Origin of the sequence: Paraburkholderia adhaesiva, from assembly GCF_021390575.1 — a bacterium.
GTDB classification, from domain to species: domain Bacteria; phylum Pseudomonadota; class Gammaproteobacteria; order Burkholderiales; family Burkholderiaceae; genus Paraburkholderia; species Paraburkholderia adhaesiva.
On record NZ_JAJEJQ010000002.1, the window covers coordinates 285,158 to 311,777 of the forward strand.

The 26,620-nt window shown below is 63.0% G+C and carries 19 protein-coding genes; 1 reads left to right on the forward strand and 18 read right to left on the reverse strand.

Annotation, left to right across the window (positions count from 1 at the left end):
* Nucleotides 1-115 precede the first annotated feature (115 nt).
* The 14 genes from L0U80_RS16795 to L0U80_RS16860 form a co-directional block, all read right to left on the reverse strand.
* On the reverse strand, nt 116-1,864 hold the full coding sequence (locus L0U80_RS16795; RefSeq protein WP_233867032.1) for a ShlB/FhaC/HecB family hemolysin secretion/activation protein: 1,749 nt from the start codon (nt 1,862-1,864) through the stop codon (nt 116-118).
* Between the two features lie 5 nt (nt 1,865-1,869).
* Nucleotides 1,870-2,505: a hypothetical protein gene (locus tag L0U80_RS16800; protein WP_233867035.1), complete on the reverse strand. Its 636-nt coding sequence runs from the start codon at nt 2,503-2,505 to the stop codon at nt 1,870-1,872.
* A gap of 108 nt (nt 2,506-2,613) precedes the next feature.
* Nucleotides 2,614-2,865: a hypothetical protein gene (locus tag L0U80_RS16805; protein ID WP_233867038.1), complete on the reverse strand. Its 252-nt coding sequence runs from the start codon at nt 2,863-2,865 to the stop codon at nt 2,614-2,616.
* Nucleotides 2,862-11,891 (reverse strand): hemagglutinin repeat-containing protein, encoded by a 9,030-nt coding sequence (locus L0U80_RS16810; RefSeq protein WP_373322214.1) that lies wholly within the window; start codon nt 11,889-11,891, stop codon nt 2,862-2,864. The genes L0U80_RS16805 and L0U80_RS16810 overlap by 4 nt, the downstream gene beginning before the upstream one ends.
* Before the next feature lie 900 nt (nt 11,892-12,791).
* Nucleotides 12,792-13,064, reverse strand: coding sequence for a hypothetical protein (locus tag L0U80_RS16815; protein WP_233867040.1), 273 nt, complete (start codon nt 13,062-13,064; stop codon nt 12,792-12,794).
* On the reverse strand, nt 13,061-13,426 hold the full coding sequence (locus L0U80_RS16820) for a hypothetical protein (protein ID WP_233867043.1): 366 nt from the start codon (nt 13,424-13,426) through the stop codon (nt 13,061-13,063). Before L0U80_RS16820 ends, L0U80_RS16815 begins: the two co-directional genes overlap by 4 nt.
* Entirely contained in the window at nt 13,423-14,064 is a 642-nt protein-coding gene (locus L0U80_RS16825) for a glycoside hydrolase family 19 protein (RefSeq protein WP_233867046.1), read from the reverse strand. The genes L0U80_RS16820 and L0U80_RS16825 overlap by 4 nt, the downstream gene beginning before the upstream one ends.
* Nucleotides 14,065-14,151: 87 nt before the next feature.
* Entirely contained in the window at nt 14,152-16,608 is a 2,457-nt protein-coding gene (locus L0U80_RS16830; protein WP_233867049.1) for an arabinofuranosidase catalytic domain-containing protein, read from the reverse strand.
* On the reverse strand, nt 16,605-18,209 hold the full coding sequence (locus L0U80_RS16835; protein ID WP_233867051.1) for a hypothetical protein: 1,605 nt from the start codon (nt 18,207-18,209) through the stop codon (nt 16,605-16,607). Before L0U80_RS16835 ends, L0U80_RS16830 begins: the two co-directional genes overlap by 4 nt.
* Nucleotides 18,210-18,230: 21 nt before the next feature.
* The gene (locus L0U80_RS16840; protein ID WP_233867053.1) at nt 18,231-19,061 is read right to left on the reverse strand and encodes a hypothetical protein; all 831 of its coding nucleotides are present in this window, start codon (nt 19,059-19,061) and stop codon (nt 18,231-18,233) included.
* A 19-nt stretch (nt 19,062-19,080) separates the two neighbouring features.
* The gene (locus L0U80_RS16845; RefSeq protein ID WP_233867065.1) at nt 19,081-20,271 is read right to left on the reverse strand and encodes a tail fiber protein; all 1,191 of its coding nucleotides are present in this window, start codon (nt 20,269-20,271) and stop codon (nt 19,081-19,083) included.
* Nucleotides 20,261-20,938: a DUF2612 domain-containing protein gene (locus tag L0U80_RS16850; protein WP_233867068.1), complete on the reverse strand. Its 678-nt coding sequence runs from the start codon at nt 20,936-20,938 to the stop codon at nt 20,261-20,263. The genes L0U80_RS16845 and L0U80_RS16850 overlap by 11 nt, the downstream gene beginning before the upstream one ends.
* On the reverse strand, nt 20,935-22,170 hold the full coding sequence (locus L0U80_RS16855; RefSeq protein WP_233867071.1) for a baseplate J/gp47 family protein: 1,236 nt from the start codon (nt 22,168-22,170) through the stop codon (nt 20,935-20,937). Before L0U80_RS16855 ends, L0U80_RS16850 begins: the two co-directional genes overlap by 4 nt.
* A 41-nt stretch (nt 22,171-22,211) precedes the next feature.
* The gene (locus L0U80_RS16860; RefSeq protein ID WP_233867074.1) at nt 22,212-22,562 is read right to left on the reverse strand and encodes a contractile injection system sheath initiator; all 351 of its coding nucleotides are present in this window, start codon (nt 22,560-22,562) and stop codon (nt 22,212-22,214) included.
* A 208-nt stretch (nt 22,563-22,770) separates the two neighbouring features.
* Here L0U80_RS16860 and L0U80_RS16865 point away from each other — a divergent pair, with 208 nt between their 5' ends.
* Nucleotides 22,771-23,385 (forward strand): hypothetical protein, encoded by a 615-nt coding sequence (locus L0U80_RS16865; protein ID WP_233867077.1) that lies wholly within the window; start codon nt 22,771-22,773, stop codon nt 23,383-23,385.
* 18 nt (nt 23,386-23,403) lie between these two features.
* Here L0U80_RS16865 and L0U80_RS16870 read toward each other — a convergent pair whose 3' ends face one another.
* The 4 genes from L0U80_RS16870 to L0U80_RS16885 all read right to left on the reverse strand — a co-directional run bounded on the left by L0U80_RS16870 (nt 23,404) and on the right by L0U80_RS16885 (nt 26,613).
* Entirely contained in the window at nt 23,404-24,594 is a 1,191-nt protein-coding gene (locus L0U80_RS16870) for a DNA methyltransferase (RefSeq protein ID WP_233867080.1), read from the reverse strand.
* Nucleotides 24,595-24,674: 80 nt separating this feature from the next.
* Nucleotides 24,675-25,424: a Gp138 family membrane-puncturing spike protein gene (locus tag L0U80_RS16875; RefSeq protein ID WP_233867082.1), complete on the reverse strand. Its 750-nt coding sequence runs from the start codon at nt 25,422-25,424 to the stop codon at nt 24,675-24,677.
* Nucleotides 25,408-26,295, reverse strand: a complete 888-nt coding sequence (locus L0U80_RS16880) for a baseplate hub protein (RefSeq protein WP_233867084.1) — start codon at nt 26,293-26,295, stop codon at nt 25,408-25,410. The genes L0U80_RS16875 and L0U80_RS16880 overlap by 17 nt, the downstream gene beginning before the upstream one ends.
* Nucleotides 26,296-26,304: 9 nt before the next feature.
* Nucleotides 26,305-26,613: a phage baseplate plug family protein gene (locus L0U80_RS16885; RefSeq protein ID WP_233867086.1), complete on the reverse strand. Its 309-nt coding sequence runs from the start codon at nt 26,611-26,613 to the stop codon at nt 26,305-26,307.
* Nucleotides 26,614-26,620 lie beyond the last annotated feature (7 nt).

Below are 26,620 nucleotides of genomic sequence, written 5' to 3' on the forward strand. Positions count from 1 at the left end.
CACGTTCGTGCAGCTTCGCCAGCGATGTGTTGCTCTCGCCCCCGGCACGCCGCTTTCGGCCGGACCTGAGCGCGCACGCTATCGGCATATCACGAGGTCTCCGCATGGCACCCCGTCAGAACTGCGCCGTCACCTGAAAGCCGAGTGTCACACTCGACGCCGGAAACCCGGACGGCGCGTAGATCGGCATGCCCGCGAAGACGTCGTAGCTGTACGCGCCGAAGCGTGTCGGTACCCCCCCGCGTATTCCCACGGCTGCGCCCGCCAGTTGTGTGCCCACCAGCAGCGCAGTAGACGGTCCCCATACGCGACCGTAGTCCAGCCCCGCATAGACCGCCTGCCCCGTCTGCCCGAGCGGATACTGCAGTTCGTTGCGCCAGTAGAAGCCTTTCTCCGCCGCGAGCATCGTTTCACCGCTGAAGCCGCGCACGGTGTAGCGGCTGCCGATGGTCAGGTCATCGATGTAGTTCAGCTCGTCGTTGGTGAACTGCCCGTGCAGCGTACCGACATAGCGGAACGACTGCCCCGCGAGCGCGAACGGCACCGAGAGGTTCGCGTCGAGCGTCGCCATCCTGAAGCGGTAGGTCGGGCCACCCGCCGTATCGGGCTGCGCACCGAGTCCACCGATGCCCTGCCGGTAAGCGAGCGTGCCGTCGAACTGCGACGCGCCGAAGTAATGACGGTTGGTCAGCCCCGCCTCGATGAAGGTGTTGTCGCGGTGCTGCTGCGGTATAGAGGTATCCGCGATAAAGCTCTCGCCCCACCGCTTGATGAGCTGGAACTCGACGCCCGTTACGTCGCTCTGGCTGCGGCGAATGACCCGCTCCAGCTTGAGGCCCACCGTCTGCGCGTTGCCGCTCGCTACGAAAATCTGGCTGGCCTGCGCGATCTGCTGGTAGTACGTATTCGTGTAGCCGTACAGCGTGCCGGTCCAGTAGCCCCACGGCACTGCATACGAGGCATTCCAGCCATGCGTGCCGAGATCGTGATTGCCGAACTGCAGATCCTGGTTCAAACCTGCCGAAAGCACATCATTCAGGCCCAGCAGGTTGTACAGGCCGAGCGACACGTTACCGATATAGCCGCCCGTCTCACGCGTGCCCGAGTTGTCTGCGGAGACCACGAGCGACCACGGTTTGGTGCGCTTTGCGGTAATGACCACATCGCTTTCACCCGGCACCGTACCGGGCACAATCTCCATGGTCGCGTCCTGGTTCGGTACGCGCTTCATCTGCTCCAGGCCCTGCTCCAGGTCGCGCAACTGGAGTACGTCGCCGTCCCGCGCCGGGAACGCGGTTTTGAGGGTGCCGCGCGTACTGGCGTCGGCAAACTTGAGATGGCGGATAACGCCCGGTATGAGGGCGAATTTAAGCGTTCCCTTCGAGAGGTCCTGCGCCGGCAGCAGGACGCGCGTCGTGATGTAGCCCCGGCTCAGGATGACGCCCTGCAGCCCCTTCGTCAGCACGTCGAGGCCCTGCTTGCCCACGCACTGCCCCTCGTAGTGCCGCAGCCAGTCGTGCAGGAATGCAAACGGGTCCATTGGCAGGGAAGACGCGCCCTTCACACGGGTCACCTCGGGCAGTGTGTCGGGCACCTCGACCGAGAAGGTATCGATGCGGAAACACGGCGTTTCGACCGGCAGGACCGGCCATTCTCCTGCTACCGGTGCGGCGGAGCGTACAACGGGCGCGGCAACGGTGGCCGCACGCTGCTGCGCGTCGCGCTGTTGCTGAACCTGCTGTTGCTGTTCGGCGTTCGCACGGGCCGCCGCTGCCTGTTCGGCGGGCGTCGGGGTCTGTGCAGCGGCGTCGAATGTGACAAGGGATGCTAGGAAAGGCAGGGTAAGACGCGCGTACATTTTCATTATCGTCAGCGCCCGAACATATATATACCGCCATCTGTGCCGCAGCCGACGTATCTATTGGAACAGCGTTTTCTCAAAGTTTCCGCTATCTTCGTCGCTACCATTACCCCATTCTCGCGGATGGCTACCTTTCCGGATATCACCTCCCCCGATCCAATGGCCTTGTCAGAGTTTAAATCAAACATATCTACACCCGTATAAACATATGGTACATATAAATTATTTTGAATTAAATTGTCGATTACAGGTTTGTGGATAAAAATTATGTATTTTGCACCAATATTATTGGCCGCATAATTTCTAACATCCTTGGGCGGAGCCGTAGCGCTATTTACATCTTTAACGATTGCTTTAATGCCAAATTTTTCAAGGGTAGATTCAATATTCGCCATGATTTCTACGCACAAACCACTCAGTTCTGGCATTTGATGACGCCGAGCCTCCAGGCTCAAATAAACGGCGGGGGACACATATTCCGCCAGCATGCCACGTAGATTGTAATCACATGACTCGACATAAACCACGGCCGGATTGATTTCTTCGTTATCCGGCAAGCCTTTTATTGGCCCCGCACAAGCTGCAAAAAACAAAGGGTAAATCAATAATGGGAGGATAAATTTTATTATATTTGAGAAATCCATAGTTTTGACTGGTTATTTTTTTCGTGCGCCGCATTAGTTGCGGTGGCGCATTAAATTTCAAGTGACATTATATGCAAATCTTCGGGGCGACTTGCTGCCAAACAAACATCATCGTCCCGAACGTATTTTTTCGTAATACCACAGCAAAGTACCAACCAGCAGACTGAACAGGATGACGAACACAGCCATACGCCCAGCCCGACTCCACGTTGGTAATTGATATGGAACATCGTAAAACAACCACTGCAAGGCTGGGCCTGCGATCAATTCGCTAATGGTTACAATCAGCGCGGCCCCGATAAACCAAAGCAGTACGTTATATACCCATCGGAACCATTCAAAGCTTGTCTTTGGTTTCATTTTTGAGCACCATTAACTTTATTTTGTACAGCTTCCCCAGCCTTTTCTTGTATTACGCCACCGCCGAAACCACCCATCCATGACGGAATCACACTCGGCGCAACATACTTAGAGATCCCCATACCGATATCCTGCCATTCCTGCCGATACCAAGGATTCAGTACGCTATTAAGAAGTCCCTCTATCTTCGCGCCTATCGGATATCCGATAGCCGTTCCTACTGCAGCCCCCGCCATTGCCCCGTTCGGGTTCTGACCTTGCAAGGCAGAACCAGTTAATGCCGAACCAGTTCCTATCAGCAGTACCGGAACAAATCCCATCCCAGTCGATACCGCACCTGTTCCGCCGGCCAGAGCAAAGCTCGTCCAGTCGAAAGGTTGGTTCCCGGCAAGCTGCACCCCTCCATTAGCAGCCCCTCCGATAATCGCACCTATGCTCATCATCCCTGCGGAGGCGAGTGGGCCGCCTGTAACTACACCTAACCCCATCATTCCGACCCCTGCCGCCGCAGAACTAACCGGATTGTTCTTGATGTTACTGGTGACAAGACCGTTATAGGTCTGCCCGGTTTTTTGCTGGCTCACCCCCAGGTTATATTCAGCCTGATTCGCCGCAATATACTGAGAATTATAATTGTGATTCCAGTAGTTCGGATCGGTGGATGATGCAGTGCATTCCAGCACTTCACAGCCGAGAACTGACCTCACCTGGTAATCATGTATGCCGCCCGCAGCTTGCGAAGTGGCTCCGTCAACGTTCCGCTGCATTTCGGCGACTATACGTCCCTCAGCATCTTCGACAGAGATACCAAGTTGTTGAGCGACTAGCGCCGCATATTTCTTCGCGGTGTTGTATTCGCTTTGATCAAGTTGCCGGTTGAAGACTTCATTGGCCGCCGCCGAGTTTGCGCCAGCCAGTGCGCCTGACGAGCCGCCGCCCGCCACTGCGCCACCGACAGCCCCCCCGGCAGTGGCAACAACTTCGTTCAGCGCATTTCGCATCGCGTCCTGATACTCCGCTGGAACCTTTGCAACGTATTGTTCGATGATTGGAGCGGCCAGCGACTGCAACATGTCACCCGCCAGCGAGCCACCGACTGCACCCGCAATGTTTCCGCCCCCAAGCGCCGCACCGATCGCAGCAACGGCAGCGTGCATCGCGTCGCGGGCCACGCCGCCCTCGGCGAATGGACTGTCTTTGCCGTACGCATCCACCAGTGCATCGGCAACCTTGCCCGCCGCATATGTTGCTACCTTCGAAAATGCCTGCTGGAACGCCAGGTCGTTCTGGACCTGTTGCAGGTTGAAGGTGTTCTGCACCGTCTGGTTCGCATTGGCCGTATCGCGCGACAGTCCCGCAGTGCTGTCCGTGCCGTTTTCTTCGTCGGACTTCACCGTGATCGTCGCAGGACTCACCGCTGCCTGCGTCACGCCGCTCGCGCTGTCGCTCGTCTGCGCAAAGCTTGGCCCGCCTGACAGCGAAAAGCCCTCCGACGAACCGGAGTACGACATCGAGTTCCGGATGTTCGAGAAGCCGAGGCTACCGGTCGTCAGGCTGTTGCTTGCCGCCGGCGCTGCGCTCGCAATCTCGGCGCCGTTGAGCTGCGTGTGGCCTGCTACATTCACGTCGAAACCGCCCGTACCGGCCACGATCCCCGTCTGCTGGTTCACAGACGCGTAATTGCTGTCGATGCCCGTATGACCGATCGAGGCGTCAACGTTGCTGCCGGAGCCAAATGTCAGCGTTCCACTGATGCCGCTACTGTGCTGGTTGCTCCCGTAGTTCGACGTATCCTGGAGACTCGTCATCGTCAGGTCGCCGCTCACGTCCGCCTTGACGGTATTGCCGGAAACCTGCGCGCCCGCGAGCGTCGTGTCGCCGCCCGACTTCATCGTCAGCGTGTCGCCCGCTGCAATCGTCGTGTTGTCCTGCGTGACGCTGCTGCCGTTACCCTGGCCGTGCGAGTTTGAGCCGTTCGCAAAGATGCTGATACCTGTGTTCTTGCCAACACCAATCCCCACGCCCGCATTCCAGCCAGTCGAACTGTTGGAGCTGGAATCCGTTTCCGTGCTCTGCGCGCTTTGCAGCGTGATCGCGTTATTCGCGTCGAGCCCCACATTCTTGCCAAGCACTGTCGCGCCGGTCATCGCGATGTCGCCGGTTCCAGCCTGTGCGTTGCCATTTGCATCGGGCGCGCCGGTTGCCGTGATCGACACATCGCCGTTGCCGATAATCGATGAGCCTTTTGCGGTCGTGATCGACGTGCCCGAATTGCTGCTGCTATGGCTCGACCCGATGCTGATCCGCAGCTGGATACCCTGGGTTGCAGTGCTGACATCGCCATTCGCCAGTCCGCTCGCTGCCGCTTCGAGCGCACCGCGGTCCTCGTAGGCCTGCTCGGCCGCGCCGACCGCCTGCACCGCAGCCAGACGCGAGTCTCCCGACTGGACACCCTGACGTACCGTGCCTGCCATCGCTTGACCGAGGCCGACCAGTCCGCCACCTAGGCCGATGGTCAGCCCTGACTGACTGAACTGCTGCGACTGCGAGCCGTTATAGGTGTCATACGCAGAATTGACCGTCACGTTCTGGCCGGTCAGCGCTACATTCTGGCCTGCAATGACTTCGCTACCTGTGATGCCGACGTTCTGGCCGGCCGTAATCGACACATTGCCGTCCGATGCACCCACGACACTGGCGTTGTTCGTGACGGTCGAGGTTTGAGTTGTATCCGCCTGCGACTGCTTGCCGATCGTCACGCTCAGACCGCTTGCCATCAGGCCGGACTTGCTGTGATGGTAGTAGTCGCTCTCCGATGCCGTGTTCTGCGTGGTCGTGATATTGACGTTGTTGGTCGCAACCAGGTTCACATCATTCGTGCCGACCACCGCGCTACCCTGAATGTTCAGGTCATGTCCGGCGCTCGCCGTGACGGTGTCCCCCGATATCAGCGAACCATTTGCGTTCGTACCCGCATACTGCCGTGCCGTGTCGGTACTCGAATGCGAGAGGAACCCGCTCGATTCGGAATGGCTCGTATAGTCGCCCGCCGCCTGCGTATAGGTTGCCCCGAGGTTCACGTCGCCGGTCGCGCCGAGCTGGACCGCACCGTTGCCCTGACCATTCGTGCCCGCCACGATGCTGGAGCCCAGCACCGACAGGTTGCCGGGCGTCGCCGACTGGCCGGCCAGCACGGTCGCGCTGTCGCCCGCCGACAACTGGCTCCCCACATTGGTCTGCACCATCCGGTTATCGACTGCCCAGTCGTCGCCACTCCGGCCTTTCCCATTGAACGTGGACGTATCCGTCGCGCCCTGGATCGTCACGTTACCCGCACCGACGAGCGCCATGCTGCCGCCGGAAGTGAGGTTGCTGCCGGTGACGGTGATATCGCCGCCGCTCGCCGCCGCGAGGGTGCCACCGGCCGATACCGTGCTGCCGACGTTGTGGGTATTGCCCCACTGCGACGCGTTCTGGCTGTCGGTCGCGGTTGCGATCGTATCGCTCGTCTGTACCGTACCGATGTTCACCGCATGACCTGCCGCCATGCTGATATTGCCGCTCGCGCTGGTCTGTGCGCCCCGGACCGTCAGGTCGTGGCCAGCCTGCATCGTCAGGTCGCCGCCGGTCGCCGTGATCTGGCCGGGTGCCGACACCACCGTATGTGTGGACGTCCCCGTCGCGAACTGGTCCACCTGTGTACGGGTCGTGGACTGGTCGACGATGTCGTGACCTGCCGCGAGCGCGACTGTTCCTCCGGAAATCTGTCCGCCGAGATTGGTGATGTCGCCGTTCGAGACCATCACGACATTGCGGTTGCCCTGGATCGTGCTGTCGCTGTTGGTGATGCTGTTCGCGCCAAGCGCAACGGAGTCGCCCGCGATCAGCGCGCCGTTCGCCTGGAGCGTCGCGTTGCCGGACGATGCAAGATAGACCTGTGGGACGAGCACCGTCTGGGTGGTGCCATCGGGCAGCGTCACGGTCTGGTTGACCATCCAGACGATATCGCTCGTGAGCGCCGCCATCTGTGCGTCGGTCAGCGCCACGCCCACTTCCAGCCCGAACTGCTGTGCCACCGTGACGCCCGAATTCATCAGCGCCGTGTATTCGGACATGTTGTCCGAATAGCCCTGCAGGTACACCTTGCCGGTCAGTTGCGTGATCTGGTTCTGCACGAGCTGTTCTTCGTATAACCCGTCACCGAGACGCTTTTCGGTGCTTTGCGGGTTAAGCCCAAGCTGTTGCAGCATGTAGTTGCTGCTGATGAACTGCGTATAGCTCGTGAAGCGCGGATCGGTCTCGACCAGATATTGCGCCCCGGGTGCGGGATGCAGCGAGTACAGGCCGCTCGTCGGCAACGTGAGAACCGGCGTACCAGCGCGTACACCGTCGACCGTGCGTACCGCACCCGGCCCGTTGCCGGTGAAGCTGACCGAGGACAGTCCGAGCGCCTGCGCGCTCGTGCCGGTCGGCACGTTGCCCCCGACCACGGCGGTGTTGCTGATCGAGCCGCCCGTGATCGTCACTGCCGCGTTGGACGTGATCGTGCCGCCCGCCGTGCCCGTATTGAGCGTGATCGACGGATTGGTCCATGTCGTCCAGGTGGTCGGCACGAACGTCTGCGCGTTGCTGCCAACCGGGCCGTAGCCCGAACGGTTCACGAACGAGTACGTTGTCGTCAGTTGTGTGGCCGTGTTCTGGATGACTGCACTGCTGCCGCCATCCGCCTGCGCCTGACCATTCACGTTCAGGTTGCCGCCCGCGGCAATCGTGCCGTTATCGTTATTGAGCAGCGAACCGATGGCGAGGTTCATCGCGCCGCCCGAGGTCAGCACGGCGGGCGCACCACTCGACGCGGAGAGTGTCGTGCTCGTGACCGTCTCGGTTGCATCGCGCTCGATTTCGAGCGGGTTATTCGGGCTGGCCGTGCGCCGTTCCGAGCCCTTGATAATCTGCGTGTTCGGGTCGGTGTAGTCCAGGTACGTTTCAAGCCGCACGCAGTTGGTCGTGCAGTCGCCATACTGGCTGTCGTAGGTGACGGTCCCCAGCTGGTTCACCACGGTCGTCACCGAGGCAATCGGCCAGGCGCCCGACGTACCCGCGACCTGGTCCGGGTTCGACTGGTCCGCGGTATAGTTGGTCACGTAAAGCGTGACCTGCCCCGCAGAAGGGGTCAGGCGCGACTGCTGCCCGTACTGGACCTGCTGGCCGCCGTTCGGTTCCGAATAGCTCAGGCCGCTCTGTTCCCATTCGAACGCGGAAACATTGGCAGGCAGGTTGACGACCACCTTGCTGAGGGCATAGCCGTCCGGCGTGACGATAGTTGTGATCGACACGATATCGGCCGGATTCACGTAGTACGCGTTCGAGATGACCGTGTTCGCGTCGGTGAACGGCGCGCTTGAGCCAGGCGCGGACGTATTCCACCACGGCAGCTCGCGCATCACATAGGTCTGCGAAGTCGACGTGGTGTCGGTCTGTATGTTCTCGCGGACGTTGTTCAGCACGTTCGCCGCGATGTTGAGTGCACCCTGTGCCTGGATGGTCGAAGACAGGTTGTTCACCGTGCCGGTCTGGTTGACCAGATTGCCATCCGCGTCCGTGGCGCCGTTCGCCGCGATGTTCACGTCGCCGAGGCTGTACACCATCGCGCCGTTGCTGTTCGTGAACGTACCCGGCACCCACAGGTTCACCTGGCGCGCGCCCGCAATGATCGCGGCCGCTCCGACGTTCGTCAGCGTACCGGCGTTCGCCGTTACCGTGTCCCCGATCATCGAGCCGGCATTTTCGAGGGTGGCGCTGTTCGTCGTGACCGCGTTGCCCTCGATGGCGCCAGCGTTGCTGATGTCGTATGTCACATTGACGGTGGTCGCGCCGGCGGACAGATCGCCCGGATTACCCGACGCGATGGTCGCGCCGGCTGCATTGATCACGTTCGCAGCCGTGATGGTCGCGTTGCCGGCCGCGCCGAGCATGCCGTTATTGGTCAGCGTGCCGGGGATCGTAAACGACAGGTTGCGGTTTGCCGTGATGAGGTTGGCCGCGTCGTAGGTGTAGTCCCCGCCCAGGCTCACATTCGCGTCACGTCCGCCGATGATCTGGCCGTCACCGCCCAGCGACGCGGCATTCAGGTTCAGGTCCGTGGTGCTGCCGATCATGCCGCCGCCGTTGGCGAGTGCACCGGTCTGGATGGTGATGTTGCCGGTGCCGCCCGCAGAATTGGCAATCTGGCCGTTGCTGTTGTCCAGACTCGCGGCGTCCAGCGACACGTCTGCGCCGCTGATGGAGCCGTTTACGTTCGAGGCCGATGCATTGGACCCGTTCAGCGCGAGCGCGCCGCCGGACGCCAGCACGCCGCTGTTGTTGTTCAGGGCCGCCGAGACATTCAGCGCGAGCGCTCCGGCAGCGGACACCGTAGCGCCCTGGTTCACGAGGTCCGGCGTACTGATTCCCACGTCGCCGTTGCCTGCGATCAGGCCCGCGCCCGCAGCGCCCGACGTGTTCGCATTGGTGACCGTATCTGTGGCCGTGACGTTCAGCGGGCCGGTCCCGGCATTCGTGATCGAGCCGTCCGTATTGTCAATGGACGACGCGGAAACGTTTGCCTGACTGGCCGCACCGAGTGCTTCGATATGGCCTTTCTGGTTCGACAGCGTGCCGCCCGCCGTCACGTCGACATTGCCGCCTGCCTCCGCTGTCGCGTTGTCATTGGTCAGCGTCGTGTCCGAACTGACCGTGAGATTTTTTGCAGCAGCAACACTGCCTGCGCTGTTGTCAATCGAACCGCCGTGAACCGTCAGGTCGGCGTTGCTGCTGATTTCGCCGTTGCGGTTCGTGAGCGCCCCGCTCGCGTTGACGCTGACGGGCGATGACCCGAACGCGCGGATTGCGCCGCCGTCGTCGTTGATCGTCTGGGCGGTCACGTCGAGCGCCGTGTTCGACTCAATGGTGCCTGACGCGTTGTTGATCGCGCCGGTCCCGGTGATGGCCACCGCGTTCGCACCGACATAGCCGCCCGCGCTGTTGTCGAGCGAACCGGCATTGATCGTCGCGGACGACTGCGCGGCCATCTGGCCGCCCTGGTTCGATACGGTATCAGCCTGTATGCCGAGCACACCATTGGTCGCGATCTCGCCGCCCTGATTCGACAGCGACGACGTATTGATGGACAGCGTGCCGGTGCCGGCGTTTGCGATCGTGCCACCGTCGTTCACCAGGACGGCGGGCGTCAGCGACAGGTCCGCGCTGTTGGTCTGGAGACTGCCGCCGGTATTGTCGAACGTGCCAGTAACCGCCACCGAAACCGGCCCGGTTCCCGTCTGCGTGATACTGCCCGCGCGGTTCGACAGGTTCGCTGCGCGGATGGCGAGCTGCGGCGCGTTGAACGACCCGCTGTCGTTGATGAACGTACCGGCCGCGCTTGCCGTAATCGACGTACCGGCGCCGGTCGTCGCGGCCGACAGGTTCAGGTTGCCCCCCGTTGCGGCGAGCGTGAGTGCCGTTCCGGCCCACGTCTGCGCGTTCGACAGATCGAGCGTGGCGCCGTAGAGCGTCGCCGCTCCCGCCGCAAGGTTGTACCCGTTGGCGGACAACGTCCCCGCAGACGTGATGCTCAGGTTGCCGCCCGTACCGGCCGTGCCATCGGGATTGATTCCGGCAGCAAGCGTCCCGGACGACGCGACTGACCCGGCGTTTATGGCCGTGTTCTGCTGCGCGGCGAGCGTTCCGCTGTTGCTGAAAACGCCGCCCGCTGTCACGGCGGTATTCTGCTGCGCGTAGGTGGAACCGCTGTTCGCCACGCCTGCCGCGCCGTTAAGCGTGACGTTACCGCTCGCGCTTGCCTGACCGGACTGCTGGATCTGTCCGCCCGTCGTCAGCGTGAGGTCGCCGCCCTGGGCGGAGAGCGTGCCACTGCTGGCGAGCGTGCCGCTACCCGACGCGAGCGCGACGGCCTGCTGCGCAACGATGGAGCCGGCATTGCCTGTGCCGCCTGCGGCGTTCACATCGATGTTGCCGCTGGCGTTCATCTGGCCGGTCGATGCCTGGACGAGCTGGCCCGAGGTCGTGAGAATGAGGTCGCCCGCCTGCGCGGCAATCGTCCCCGCATTCGCGACTCCGACGCCGTTCTCGTTGCCCACCAGGGTAATGCGGTTAGCGTACATGCCGCCGAGCTGCGCGACGTCGATGGCGACAGACGGGACTGCGCCCGTACCGGCAACCGGCGTCGGCGTCAGGCTCGCGTAGTCGATGTTGTTCGAACCGGTTGTAACGTTCAGGGTATTGGCGTAAATCGCCGCGTTCACTTCCAGGGCACGGGACAATAAATCAACCTGGTCAATATTCGACGCATTCAGGCCCGCACCCTGGACCGTAATCGTACCTGCGATAACATTAAACCCGGTAAGATTTCCGCTGGCATCAAACAGCGGATTGCCAGTCGTGAGAATACCCCGGGACGTATTGATAAAACCGCCGCCGTCGACCACAATCCCCGAACCGTTCGCGATGACAACAGCGGCCTTCTGGCCCGCGACCTCGACGTAGCCTTTCAGAACGGATGGATTATTGCTGTTGACCTGATTAACGATGATCTTCGCGGCGTCGTTGGCTCCGAAATTCGGATTGCCATTGATCTGTCCAGCGAGATTCGTGTTCGTTATGACAGGGGAATTATTCAGTATAACTCCCTGTTTTTGCACGTCGAACTGCGAGTACGTATTCATGGATACGCCCGCGCCCGACGGCTTCGTCACGTTCACCTGTTGCAGGCCATTGGCCGTACTGATGACGTTCGGCGCGTGCGCGCCCGAGGGCACAATCTGCGCATCCGCGAGGACAGGTGCAAGTCCGAAAAACGCCAGCGCGGCAAAGGCAGCGTGACGCATGGCGAAAAGCGTGAAGGACCGAAGTACGGGTGAAGGCCCGGTTTCACCATGACCTGTGCTGTGACCGATGGCTGTTTCAGAAACGGCCACCAGCATACCCCGGAGCTTGCTGAAGACAAGCCGGTAACAATTGTTATTCATTCTTATCCACCTTGTGATACCGGATGAAACCCCGCCTTTGCAGGGTGCTATCCAGCGACTTCACACAATGCCAAGCGTGGCCTCGCCTCGACAATAGACCGCGCGCGCCATTAAGACTGAATATTCGCGTATGCCGACTAAAATATCTGTCAACAAAGGTCAGATTCGCCTGAATAGCGTTGTCTAACCGCAAGAGAGCCTGAACAGGGTACTTCCAGGGCTCTTCGCGAGGGCATCTGACGCCTGGAGCCCGCGCAAGGCGGGCTCCGTCGTTTCTGGGTAACTCCCCGAATCTCCTCACCATGGGCGACTTCGACACGGCCCCCCCCGCTGGCGCAGCGCCTCAACGATGAGCACGGCATCCTCGCGCGCACAGGATTCGGCCTGCTGGCTGACCTGCCGGAACACGTCCATCAATGCCTGACACTGGGTTTCGGCGGTGCCCGGCCACACGCTGCTGCGCGTGACTGGCCGCGAGCATCGCGAAGCTTTCGAGGCGGTCGTTCTCGCGCTGCAGGGCCTGGACCTGATCGGCAGGAAAAAGATCACTCCAAGCCGTCAATATTGTTAGATATCCATATTAACCATCACAAAATGATAAAGCAGCAGAACAGCGGAAACATACGGGAGAGGAGATTCCGGCGTTCTGCGGGAACAGCCCGCAGCACCGGCCAGGACGGGAAAGCGGACGAATGCGAGGGTTGGACGACCGGCGTAGAACCAGACCGGCGAGCCCGAAGGCTCCCCCCGACATCACCCGCCCGTAGAGCAATACAGGGACGAGCCGTTGACTGTCAGACCTCGCGAACGAGGATGACAAAAAACGACACGCTTTCGGTTCTGTCGCATGATGGTGCCCGCCGGATATCCGGATGTGACCACCCCGCCCGGCTACCGCACTCACTGCGCTGCGTTCTTCGGGCGACGCAGGACTGGCGGATGCCGCGCGAACAGCAGTCCACCAAGCAGCAGGCAGCACGCGACGGTAATCACCGGCTCGCCGGGCCAGTCACGCGCGTTGTGCAGCCAGATCAGGCCGGTCAGGTTCCACCACGCGCCCGCGAGAATCAGCCCGAACACGATGCGCCAGTAACGCGGCTGCGCGGACAGCATAACCAGCCACGCCGCTGCCACACCCAGCACGACGTACAGCGCAGCATGCAGGATCATCATCTGTCATCTCCCGGCTCATGTCCGGCACGGTCCCCGAAGCGGCGTGCAAACCGGTCGGCCATCCGGTCCGCCACACTGTCGCCGCGCCGCTGCACGAGGTGAATCAGGATCTCCACGATGAGCGGCCCGAGCGCACCGATCGCGAACGCCACGGCGCGCTGCATTTCAAGGCTGTCGGTCGACAGCCAGTGCAGGTCAATGGCGGGTGCGACGAACAGCGCCATCAGCGCACCGGTTGCGAGATGCGCGATACGCATCAGCGTGCCCGGCGGCGCCATCACCACCACACGCACGAGCGCGCCGGAGATACCCGCCGCGAACACCCATAGCGGCTCATGGTAGAACGGCTGGACGTCCATCATGCGAGCGCGAAGGCGCTCTTTGCCGCAGTCCAGTACGTTTCGCGCTTGGCCTGCTGGTCCATGGCCGGGCCGTTGATGAGGCGCGTGGTCTGCGCGAAATCGCCCTTGTCGGCCGCTTCATTACAGCCGTGCGCGCTCCAGAACCACGCCGCGGAGCGGGCCGCGAGCGTGTCGTCGGTTACCAGCCCGTCAGGATTGCTGACGAGATCGACGCCGAGCGCGCGAGCGCAGTCGCGGTAGTTGTCGCGAAAGGTAATCTGCTTGAGTCCCCGCCCGCGAAAACGCCAGCCATCTCCGCTCGCGGCATCCCCATTGCCATAGCGGCTCGCGTAGGCCAGATTGGCGATCTGCTGCTGGCGTGCCAGCGGTACGGTCGTTTCGTTGGGTCGCCGTCCGAGCGTCGCGCGCATCGCCGCCGGGACGCGCGAGAAGATCGCAAGGGCTTCGGGTCGATAGTTGAACGATTCGGTGAGTTGCGTCAGGCCTCCCGATTCGTGGCGGATCTGCGCGAGGAAAGCTGCCCGCCGGGCTGGGGTGTTAATGGCGAATTCGGTCATCGCCGCCGAGACCGGCGCGAACCATCGCATCGTCAGCGTATCAGTGAGCGCGAGCGCGCGCTGGAAGGTATCGCGGTCCATGGTGCCTCCGGACGAAAAAAAACCGCCACAAAAGTGGCGGTCGGTTCGGGATGGGTGCGGCACGTCCAGAGCGTGCCCCTGTCACGGCTACGGCGTGCCCCAGTAACCCTTCTGGCTGGCGTAAAGCGTGGTTTGATCTGAGGCGCTCAATAGCGCGCCGAACTGGATAATTTCGCTAAAGGTGGCGCTCGCGCCCGCGATTTCGGTGAGCACACCAGCGAGGCAAAGCTCGGCGCCGTCACCACCGGAGCCGGTCGAGCCGTTCGTGACCGTGCCGTTGACGACGAGGCTGCTCAACGCGGTGTTGTAGTGCTCCGTGACGCTGTTGATCGCGCCCGCCGTGACGGCGTTGCCTGAGGTGAACCCCACGTTGTAGTCGACCATCTGGTAATGGAGGTTCACCGCGTTAAGGGCAATGACTGAATCATTCGCACTGCCCGTCATGATCGTATAGCTGCTGCTGGTTGCGCCGGCCGGAATGCCCGTCACGCTCGCGCGACTGAACGGCTGGTTGAGCGTGAGCTTCGCTGCGCTCGCCAGCAGGTTCTGAAGCGAATTTGCCGACCCGGCCATGAGCATGGCGGGTCGTGCCGATCCGGTCGCGGCGGTATTGAGTACGCCATTCGCGACGATCTGCGGCTGCTGGCTGGCGGTGGTACGCGCGAGGTTCGAGGCCGTTGACGCGTTCGCGCTCTGGTCGTAGAGGGTCGTGACAAACCCGTTCGCGGTCCCGGTGAAAGCGAGCAGGCTCGCCATGTCGAGGTCCCCCGCCGCCGTAAAGCCGATATCCTGCGTCGCGCTATCGCTGTCCCGCCGTACATTCAGGCATGGGCCGGTGTAGCCGCCGCGCAGCCGCCGCAGACTCCACGCGCCGACGACCGGCGTCGCCAGACCGTCGAGTATGGCGGTCCGCGAAGCGATACCCGCTGCATAGTGGGCCGCGACCTGGGACGCCGTGAGCGCATAGTTGTAGAGGGCGACCTCGCCGATCACGCCCTGCAGTGCGCCGAAGTTCCAGCCGATCGAGCCAATCTGCAGGATGCTCTGGATCGTTGGCGCATTCAGCAGGTTCGCGTTCCCGGCGTTCGTCACCAGGTTGCCGTTGACGTAGATCGACGGGGGGTGCGAGAGGCCCGTGCCATTCATCACGTAGACGTAATGCGCGGTCGTCCCGGGCGGTGCAACGGTCTTGTTGGCGGAAAAATACTGGGCGTTATTGCCCGTCCAGTAGTAGATCACGTCCGCCTGGCCACCCTGGTTCTGGTGCTGGATGCCCAGGTCCAGCCCATTCTGACGGCTGCTGCCGCCAGTCCAGGTCGAGTTACCGAGAAAGCGCACGCCGGTACAGGGCGGATACGAGCCGTTCGCGCCCGCTGCCGGATAGGCTGCCACATTGACCCAGCATTCGATACTCCACGGTGTACTGGCGCAGAAGCTGGCGGCAGCGCTGACATCGACATACGCATTCGACGCGCCGTTCAGCGTCACGTAGGCCGCGCCCATGCCGGGCAGGAGCAGACCCGATGCGAGCTGTGCACCGGCCTGGTAGGTGCCATTGCGGCCATTCCCCGAGATATCCGCCGCGACCGTACCGCCCGTCTCGTTGAGCGGCCAGTACGCATAGGGACCGTCCGCGAGCACAACGCTGCGGTAAGGGGATGGCGTCTGCCAGTAGCTGCACTGATCGTTCAACAGTGCGCCCTGGTCGCTGGCAGAGAGCCTCTGGGCAAATACGATGGCTTCGCCATACAGCGCCAGGAAATTCCGGTAGCCGCCCCATCCGTACCCCCCCACGGCCATCGCGCCTGAACCGAGCGCGCCTGATCCGACTGAGCCTTTTGTGGTCGCGGAGTTGAACGCGCAGGAACTGGCGGCTGCGTTGAACAGTTCGAGAATCGTCCCTGACGAACCCGCCGTAATCCCGTTGATCGCCACAAAGCCCGCATTGGCGTACATCGTCAGCTGGCCAGATCCGGTGTCGTACAGCTCGACCGAAGTGGAATTGCTGTTCAGCAGGACTGGATTCGGATACACACCGGTCGGTGCGATCGGAAACGACACGACGGACGATCGGGTAAGCGGTTGCGCAAAGGTCAGCGAGGCCACCGAGGCAGCCGTCGAAAGCACCTGCCCGTTGGTCGGCGATGCGCCCACGGTGCCACCATTGGTTGACACGGCAGGCCGCGCGGCAGGCGTGAGCAGGGTCACGACTGCGCCCGCATTCACGATCTGCGGCTGAAAGGCCGTGGTCGTTTGCGTCAGCGACGCCTTGTTGCCGGTCTGGTCATACCATGCCGTCACGTATCCGTTACCGCTTCCGACGAACGAGAGGAGCGCGGTGACGTTCAGGTCGCCCGAGACGGTGAAGCCGATATCCTGGGTCGCGCTGTCCGAATCGCGCCGCACGTTCAGGCACGGTCCCCCATAGCCGCCGCGCAGCCGCCGCAGACTCCACGCGCCGGCTGCAACCGTCGCGAGCTGGTCGAGGATGCCGGAATACGGCGGCGTCGTGACCATCAGCAGCCGCTTCGCAAGCCTGCTCACTGATCCTGGCCCGCGACGAAACCGCAGTACGTCGCGCCACCGTCCTGCGTGTAAATGATGAACGTGTCGAGCTTGCCCGCCGCCCCCGAGAGCGACGGCGCAATGCCTTGCGGCCACTTGATCGTCGAGGGCCAGGTGATCGCCGAACTGGCGCTGTTGTGGACGACGAGTACGAACTCCGCGAGGACACCCGCCGCGGGCGGATTCGTGATCGAGAGCGTGGTGCTGGTGCTCGCGGCCACCGGCAGATTGAAGAGGATTTCGGGCGCGCCGTGCGCAAGCGGTGTGAGATCAAGCGCCACGTTCGCCGCGCCGCTCAGGTTGATGATCGTCGTACTCGTCGCGCCCACCGAGAGCGTGCCGTCCGGTGCCACCGAGAGGCCCTGACCGGCGATGACACCGCCCAGCGTCGTGGCCGTCGCGGCCGGCAGCGTGTAGTCCACCGGGATGCGCGTGACGAGCACATCGTATTCGCCGTTCACGCGCGCGAGACAGACCGCGAACTCGCCGGGCTGCAGGACCACCTCCGCCACCGCGGTCGGCCCGCCCATCCAGATGAAGTCGCTACCCTGCGCGACCAGGTTCAGCACGCCCGCGCCGTGGTTGTAGATGAGAAACGCAATGGCGCTCAATGGCAGGGTCGAGGTCGGCGCGAGCGTCAGGGTGCCGCCATCCGGACCCGCCCACTGGATCGCCATGCCGGCATCGGTCGCATTCAGTCCGGTATCCTCACCATAGGTCACCTGGCCCGCGTAACTGCCGAGCGCGCGCTGCACGAAGGCGCTCGTCGCGGCAGCGGTGCTGACATCAAACTGCGGCGGCGTGGTGAACACCGGCTCGCCGGTCAGGTCGCTGTACTGCCCGGTCGTCGCAACCGCCGCCAGATCGGGGCGGTTGAGGATCCGCGCGGGGCCGCTGGCAGCGTCCCAGTCGGCGTTGATCTGGGCAGCGGGAATCTCCGGCACATCCGTGAGATCGTCATAGCTGCCGCTGGTCGCCACCTTCGCGAGATTCGGGCGATGGAGGATCTGCGCGAGGCCCGAGGTGGCGTCCCAGTCGGCATTGGCGGGCGCGGGGGGCGTACCGGTGAGGTCGCCATATTGTCCGCTGGTTGCGACTTTCGCGAGATTGGGGCGGTTGAGGATCTGCGCGGGGCCGCCCGTGGCATTCCAGTCGGCATTCAGGAGCACCCACCCGCTCGCACTGCCGTCGTTGGTGATATCTGCGGCGTCGGGATCGATGGTGTTGTCATCCCGCAGGTTCAGCCACAGCCCCTGGCCATTCGCGCGCAGCAACACCACGCCTGCCGGATAGCCGCCGATGTTCGGGTCATTGGCGAACGTCGCATCGTAGACGAGCGGGCCACCGGCCATCAGCCACCGCACGGCCTGCGAAAGCACGAACAGGATGCCGTTCATGTCCACGCCGAACGGCGGGATGCCCCCCTTGAGCGGGTCGGTCATCGTCAGCGGCGGGAAGCCGTCATTGAACGAGGCCGCGCCTTTCGTCATGCCGGTCTGCGAGGCGACCGGGATCGTGTTGCGGTTGCCGTTCTGCGCGAACGGCACCGTGACCGGCGGCGGGCTATCGGTGAGGCGCATGGTGGTGACTCCGCTAACGTGTCAGGTCGCCTGCCAGGTGATGGCCTCGACATCGGCGACCGTGGTGGCCACCATCACCGCGCCGATCTTCGCGAGCAGTGATGGATAGTCAGGCGGCGTGCGATTCGTGATGGCCTGCGCGAGTCCCTCCAGATCGCCCCACGTGAAGGGCGTCACGGGCTGGTCTGCCGCGTTCAGCCAGAGGTCCGGCAGCCAGGTGCACGTTTCGGCGTGGGCTGCCCGCATCGCGTCGAGATTCGCGATGCTCGTGGCATCGCACGCGTACAGGTCGGTCTGGCCTGCGGCGGTCGTGAAGCTGACCGGGGCTTCGCCCGCCGATTGCCAGGCCGCGCGCAGTTGTGCGATTCGCGCGGCCTGCGCTTCGGCCAGGCTCATCGAGGGTTCGGGCGGTGCCGCAAACAGCGCGTTTTCGGGTGGCGTCTCGCCCAGCGCCGTGATGCGGTGTGCGCTGCCGTCCGCCAGCCAGTACGCTGTGTCGCGCCAGTCGGCGACCACGGCCCACTGGCCGTCAACGATCACCGCCGTTTCATGCGTGCCGGTGACGGGCCGGTTCTGCGGTGTCGGCACGATGCCGGACGGCGGGACGGGCGACACAGTGTCGTCGGGCGTGGCTGCGGCGGCGGGCAGATCAGGCAACGGGAGATCGTGCACGGCCCATGTGCCCTCTTGCCAGACGGCGGTCTGCGACACCGGTTCGAACGCGGGCGGCGCATGCAGCACGCAGCCCGGCGGCAGCAGAAACGTGCCCGGCGTCAACGGGTCCTCCTGGACGATCGTTTCGCCAATGAACACGCCCTGCGCGTCGCATTGCCAGGCAGTCCGGATTGTCATCCTGCGCGCCATCGACGCGTCAGTACGCGATGAGGAAGTTGACGGCGAGGTTCTTGCCGCGCGTTTCGGTGCTGCCCGCCGCGGCGATGCTGATGCCCGTGCCATTGCTGTAGATCCCTATGCTGGTGACGGCACCGTAGATGCCGATACCCGTGCCCGAGCCGCCGATATAGATGCCGGTACCGTTTGCGCTGGTGTTGTTGCGCGTGCCGTTGTAGGCCCCGTACTGATTCGGCGGGCTGACCGCACACGCCCCGCCGTTGTCCTGGCCCGCCTGCACCCAGCCGCCTGCGGGCATCGCGTGCGCGTGACCCGGGTCGCCCACGCCGTGCGCGTGGCCGGGGTCCGCGACGCCATGCGCGTGTCCCGGATCGGACACGCCGTGGGCGTGGCCGGGGTCCGAGACGGTGTGCGCGTGCGAGGCGTAGGCGTCGGCCTGGTAGCTGCCGAGCGCGCGGCCCGAATCGAGCCCGCGCCCGTTATCGAGTCCCCGCAGACACACGCCGCGCGTGTCGGGCAGGTTGAAGGTCGTTGTGCCGTCGCCCGCGCCGTAGGTCGTGCCGATCGCGAGAAAGAGCGACGCATAGGTCGCGCGCGACACCGCTGCACCGTTCGCGAGCAGAAAGCCCGCAGGCACTGCGCTACCCGTGAAGGGCAGCAACGCACCTGGCGGGATGAACGAGCCCGGCACACCGGTCAGGTCGCGGTACTGGCCGGTGGTCGCCACCTTTGCGAGATCCGGCCTGTTGAGGATCGCGCCCGGCCCGCCCGTCGCGTTCCAGTCGGCGTTCAGCGCCAGCCAGTTGCGTGCCGCATTGGGGTCATTCGCATCGGTCGCGTCGGGGTTCGTCGTGTTGTTGTCGGCGCAGTTGAACCAGAAGCCGGTGAGGTCCGCGCGCAGCACCACCGCCCCCGCCGGATAGCCGCCGAGGTTCGGGTTGCTGGTGAACGCGGCGTCGTAGACGAAGGAGCCGCCCGCCTGCATCCAGCGCGCCACCGCTGAAATGACGAACAGGATGCCGTTGAAGTCGAGGCCGTCCGGCGGTATGCCCCCCTGGGTCTTCGGCTGCATCGTGAGCGGCGGGAAACCGTCGTTCAGCGACGCCGCCCCTGCGGTGATGCCCGCCTGCGACGCCTCGGGGATGCTATTGCGCAGGCCGTTGGCGGCGAACGGCAGCGTGACGAGGGCCGGTGACTGGTCAGCCTGCACTGAGCACTCCCGTCGAGAACACCCCCTGGTTGAACGGCTGGAAGTCGTCGACCGCGTTGGCGAAGCCGAACACCTCGTGCGAGGCCTGCACGAGATTGCACAGCACGCCGGTCGGGCGCGGCAGCACGCCCGACTGCGTAAGAAACGCCACTTCGAGAATCGTCAGGTCGAACTCGAACACGTACAGCATCGTCATCGCGCCGGTGTCGAGCGCATAGCAGCGACCACGGCCCGCGAAGAGGTACTGCAGCATCTGGTTGAGCGACGCGCACGAGCCCGCCGTGATGTTGCCCATCGCTTTGGTCATGATGAGCGTGCGATAGGTGGTGTCATCGAGCGCGACGTTGCGCACCACGGGCGGCGAGCCGTCGCTGAACACGCCGTAGTTGAACGGCTGCACGCCTTCGGTCGGGTTGGCCGCATCGAACGCTTCGGCAAAGCCGAACCCGGCGGGCGGCAGGGCCGCCGCCACACCACGCGTCACGTTGACGATCCTGCCCCACACGTCCAGCCCGTTGCCGATGGCGGTCGCGACATTCCAGATCGTGTCGTAAAAAGCGTCGAGGTCCGCGTGCGGCTCGATGTCCTGGTTGAGACACCCGATCAGCGCCGTAATCGTGGGGCTGTTCGCATACTGCGCGAGCAGCGTGGCGGTCCAGTCTTTCATGACGTGCTTACCTGGATCACCGCCACGTTGGTCGGATCGAGCGTCGGGTACTCATCGATGCCGAACGCAAGCGACGTTTGCGACACGTCCAGCGGATCGGTGCCGAGCGCAATCGAGAAGATGTTCACGTTCGCGTCGGTCGCGGCGACGCCTGCGTAGTAACGCCCTGCATAGGTGGTCGAGCCGATGCGCGCCCTGATGCCTCCACCCGCCCCGCCGTCCTCGCCATTGAAGGCCGACACGATGGCCGCCTGGATCAGTGAGGTGATGTCGTCCGGGAGCTGGTCGTTCGCCTGGATCGTCACGGTAAGAAAGCACTGCACCGGCGCGGGCGTCTCCCAGCTCACCGTGTACTGCGGCTGCGGCGGCGTGTAGCTCGTGTCATGGAGCGTGTACGAGGTGTTGCCGTTGTAGTCGCAGCCGGGGGCCTTCCTGCTCCAGATCGCCTGAGCGATGGCGGCGGGGTCGCCGCCAATGGCCGAGACGAACAGCGAATGGCCCGCGAGCGGATAGTTCGTCGCGCCGTAGTTCACCACCGCACTCGTGGGGTTGTCGATCACGAACGCATCGAGCACGTTCGGCACGTTCAGCACCGCGCCGTAGACCGCCTGCACGCTGTTCACCGAGTTGATCGCCACCGACAGGCGCCGCCGTGCCTCGAACGCGGCGCGGCTCTCGGCAAGCTGCCCCGGCGTGCCTGCTGTCGTGTTGGTGACGCGGTCCCACCCCTGCGCTGCGGTGTAGATCGTTGCGAGCGCTCCGATCGGACAGGCGACCGGCCCCATCGTCTGGCACTGGAACGGCACGTCGACCGAGCCTGAGGCGGGGATCGTTGCGGCGGCCAGCGATGCGTACAGATAGCCGTTCACATCCTGTGCGACGGAGCCTGCCGGGATCACCGCCCCGACGAGACCGATACAGGTCGCGGTCACCACCGTGCCGGAGGCCGCGATGCGGTTCAGGAAGTAGATGCGCCCGATCGCATCCTGCCAGCGACCCGAGGCGACATCGGGATCGATCTGGTTCGCGACCTCGAGGATGTCGGCGTTCTTGTCGCCGATGATGGCGGTGAGCGACTGCGCGAGCTGTCCCTGCGGCGAACTGAGCTGCGGATTGACGCCGCCGCCGAAGGCCGCGTCGATATCGGCCTGCACACCCGCGAGGATCGCCGATTCGGCAGGCACGACCGGCCCCTGATCCGTGAACTGGATCGGCGGGACACTGGTCTGCATGGCTGCGCGGGCAGCACGAAAGACAGCAATTCGACGGCAATCTAGAAGGTTACGGTCTGCGTATTACCGCTGGTATCGGTCACGTCGATCTCGCCGGCGAGCTGCCGCCCGTTGAGCACGAGCTGCGTGACGGTGGCCAAGGCGACGTTCGGCACCGTGAGTGCCGCGTTGACGAGTTCGGAGCGGATGAACGAGGCCGGCGGCAACTGGCCTAGTACCGCCTGCCAGTACGGGACGCCGAGCGTCGTGTCGTAGAAACACTCGCTACGAAACGTGCGAATCGCACTCGCCACGTCCTGTGCGACCTGGTACGGATCGGACGCGCAGGCGATATCGCCGGATGTGTCGAGCACGAGATCCAGGGCCGTGCGGTCGAGCAGGAGAGTTTTCATGAAAATTAGTCTGATATGATTAGGACATTATGGATTTCGCGCTCGACGCATGTTCTAGCTCGGCGCCGGTCCACCAACAGACATTCGGATTTCCCAGAAAGGGAACGCTGCGTAATACCAAGCGCCATCAGAAACAGGTGACTTTCCTCACGCAAGGCCAAATTCTAGAACGATCTTTATATACCTTCCCGGATCAACGGGGTGCGCATTGACCAAGAAATCAGAAATCAACAAAAAATCCTTCAACGGGAAAGCCGTGTTGCCGTTCGAGTTGCGCATCAGCGACTTTGAGCACGCGATGCAGGACATTTACGACTTCTTCTATGATGTCAACACACTCCTCTCCGAGAAGGGTCTTCATCGGCTAGATGACATGATGCGGCCCGCCGCCATGTCAGGACTTATCTCTGACATGGTGACAGCTTCGCTCGCGAAATTCTCGCGTTCACTCGTGGAGAATAAACACTTCAATGGCCACCCCGACCTGATCCTGCGTGGCAAATATCCAAACGACTCGGTTGCGGCGGGCACGCATGGGATCGAAATCAAAAGCACCCGCAAGGCGGGAGGGGCCGTGGACACCCACGGTGCGCGAAAGCAATGGATGTGTGTGTTTGTCTACGAGGTAGACAACACGACCGAGCCAGCCTCCGAAAGAAGGGCCATGCGCTTCACAGAGATTTATCTCGGCGAAGTCGAAGAAGCCGACTTCCGCAAAAACGACCGTGGCGATCTGGGAACCAGGACGGCGACCCTCCACAAGGAGGGCATTGCAAAGCTACGCAAAAGCTGGATCTACAAGGAACAGCGCGACGAGGAGTAACCCAGTGTCGCGCCCCTTCTAAAACATTGAGATCTCGCTATCTTTTGTAGAGAGAGCTGTGAGCTGTGGCAGTGCCTTTGCAGCCAAAGCAAAAAATTCCTTGTCCAGCTCTACCCCACAACTGTCATAACCAACCGCGTTGGCCGCTGCGAGCGTGGAGCCAGCCCCCATGAATGGGTCAAGCACAGTTCCCTGACCGAGCGGCAGTACCGCGCGCACAACCTGACGCATGAACGCCTGTGGCTTAAGCGAAGGGTGCGGCGCAATCTTCCTTTCACTCGCATGCGTCGGATGCGAACGAATCAGGTCACCAAACGGGCGCTCTTTCGAAGGGCGGCGGAAACCACCTGTACCCCAGCGCCGAAGATTGTCTTGTACTCGGCCATCAAGCGGTGCGCGCAACACGACCCATGGCTCCCACTGGGAGCGCGGCATCACAGACACATCGTCGAATTCCAGATGAGCATTTTTCGGTCGATCCCCGCCGCGCATCGTCATTACCTGACGCGCAATATAACCTCGCAGTTCCAGTCCCGCCTGCCCCATCGCTTCCGCCACAATGTGTGCAAGGAGTGGATTTGATGCAACTACGACATTCGCACCTGGCACTACGACCTTGGCTACGAGCGTGCCGAATCGTTTAAAAAAAGCATGAAGGGCTTGTCGGTCGGTATCCGTTAGAACAGTGAAGCGCGGCAGCGGCGCACGTTGATGACCATCAAACGAGGGTGGGATACGCCAGACCCCGCCTTTCCCCGCTCGCAGCTTCGCCGTTTCCTTGGCTGTGTACTCAACCAGGCCATAAGGTGGATCAGTGACTACTGCATGAACAGAAGCGGGCTTCTGGCTCGCAAGCCATTCAAAGCAGTCGTCTTGATACAAGTAAGCGCGTCCTACTTTCAACGACTTCTTTTCAGTAGCCGTACGAGAGTCATGCAATGAAGAGCTTTGAAGCCGATATCTCCCCCGGCCTACACGCTCGAATGTGTTCGGTGTATTCAAACTCAAATACGATCGCACCGATGAGGTCGGGACAGATGGGCCGATCGCGCGCCTTACTGCTGCCACGATCTCGTCTGTTGACGCATCATTTCCAACCATCGCCAGATACTCGACGATTGAATCCCGTATTAAACCTGGAGCCAGCGACATGAATTTTGGGTTCTTGTTGAGTTGGCAAAGTTTAGGTTTTTGACGTCTGGACGTCAAGAGAATTCGCCAACGACACGAACTTCAGCGACTCCGGTCTCCAGGACCTGTCAGGCGTGACATCAACGACTTAAAAACCATCACAATGGAGAACTAGTTGTGCCGCCCATCGAGTCGCGGTGCTCGTGGCCATGCACGCTCGTCCCGGCAGCGGTCACGTCCTGCTGCACCGTCAAGGGTCCCGCCATGCTCGCGTCGCCGCCCTGCGGCCCTTCGCCCTGCGTGACCGCCCCGTCGAGTTCGATGGCCGGAGCCGAATCGGTGATGCCGCTGCCTGCCGTCAGACCGATCGTGCTGTCGGCCTGCAGCACGATGGTGGGAGCCGAGAGGCGAATCTGCACGGGCGACACGATATCGATGCCGTCCGGCGCGAACGCCACGTACTGCTGCGGGGCTGCGCCCAACACGGTCGTGACGTACACCGAATCCGACAGGTCGTGGCGACGCAGGCTGCCCGGTGCCGCCGGTCCCGCGTTCGCGATCACCGACGAGCTGTCACGGTCGCACACGGCCACCAGGCCAATGTCGCCCGCCTGCGGATCGAGAATCACCGCGTTCGCCCCACCCGCCAGGCGCAGGTACGGGATGCCGTAGATCACGCCGTGGGCGATGACGTTACCCGCGCCGTCGAGCTGGCCCGCGAGCGGCTGCACATCAACCGTGCCTGCGCCTTGTACTGCACCGTTCTGGCGGGCCACGATCACCTTGCCGAGATAGGCCGTGCGCACGCGCGTGAGCAGCTGCTCGACCACCGTCCTCTGCCGCGCGTACTCGCCCGCGAGCGACCACGGACGGATGCTCGTGACGGCGGCGCTAGTTGGGGCTGACACCGAGATATCCCACAGGAGACAGGTTGAGCGTGCTGAACCAGGGCCCGTCCGGCGTGAGCGTCGAGAGTTCGTGGCTCGCGCGCATCACCTGCCAGGTGCCCGAGGCCATCGGCACGACCGACTGCACGTTCGCGGTGGCACCGAACAGAATCGCCGCATTCCACTCGCAACTGACCTCGATGCCGGTGGGCGTGAAGGTCGGATAGCCGCGCATGCCGGTCGAGGCCGACAGTGTGACGGCGGGAAAATCCGGTGCGCCACCGTTGGGCCATATGTGCAGCACGCCCTGGTCGAGCAGCACGAGCGTCTGCGTCGCCCCCGCCACCTTTTCGATCTGGTCCATCAGCGTGCCGGCCAGATACTGCCCGGAGATCTTCGCGGTGACGCCGTGATTCTGGAAGGCATAGCCCGCCTGTTTCGCCAGCCCGCCAATGATGCTCGCGACATCCTGCGGCCCTGGGTACGTGTTCGGCGGCGCGGCCTGGATGCGCTGCAGGAAGCCGCTCGACGCATTGACCACGAACGACACTTCGGGGCTGCCGCTGAAGTCGGTGACCGCCGACCAGATCGTGCCCACGAAGATGGTATTCATGAGGCCATTGCCGGAGCCGCCCACCGAGCCCGCCTCGATCGTCACCTGGTCGCCGTTCACGGCGAGGCCCGTGAGGCCCCGCGTGGCCAGCGCCCCCATGTCGGCGAGCGGCATGCCGTAGATGCGCAGCGAGAGCGTCGGCAGCGCCAGGCCTCCGCCGTTGTTGGCGAGGCTGACCTGCACACGATGCCCTTCGAGGTCGAGGATCTGCGAGCCATCGGGAAACGTCGTCTTCGCCAGCGCAAATGTCACGTTGATGCGGCGCTGTGCGAACGGCATGGCGCACCTTCACGCGCTCGCAACCGCGCTGGCCTGAACGTACAGCAGCGGCCAGCGCGCGCCGAGGCCCGTGTAGTCGGGATCGTCACTGCCCGCCGTATCGGCAAACACTAGGTCCCCGGCAAAACCCAGATACGCCTCGCGCACCAGGTACACGCCTGTGCGGCACAGCACGCCCGCCATGACGAGGTTGCCCGCGACGTACAGATCAAGGTACAGGCCCGTACGTTTCTGGTAGAGCGCGAGACCGCAGTTCTGCTGCGCCAGCGCCACCGACAGGCGCTGCGAGGGCACCGCCGCCAGCGGTACGGTCTGCATCGGATCC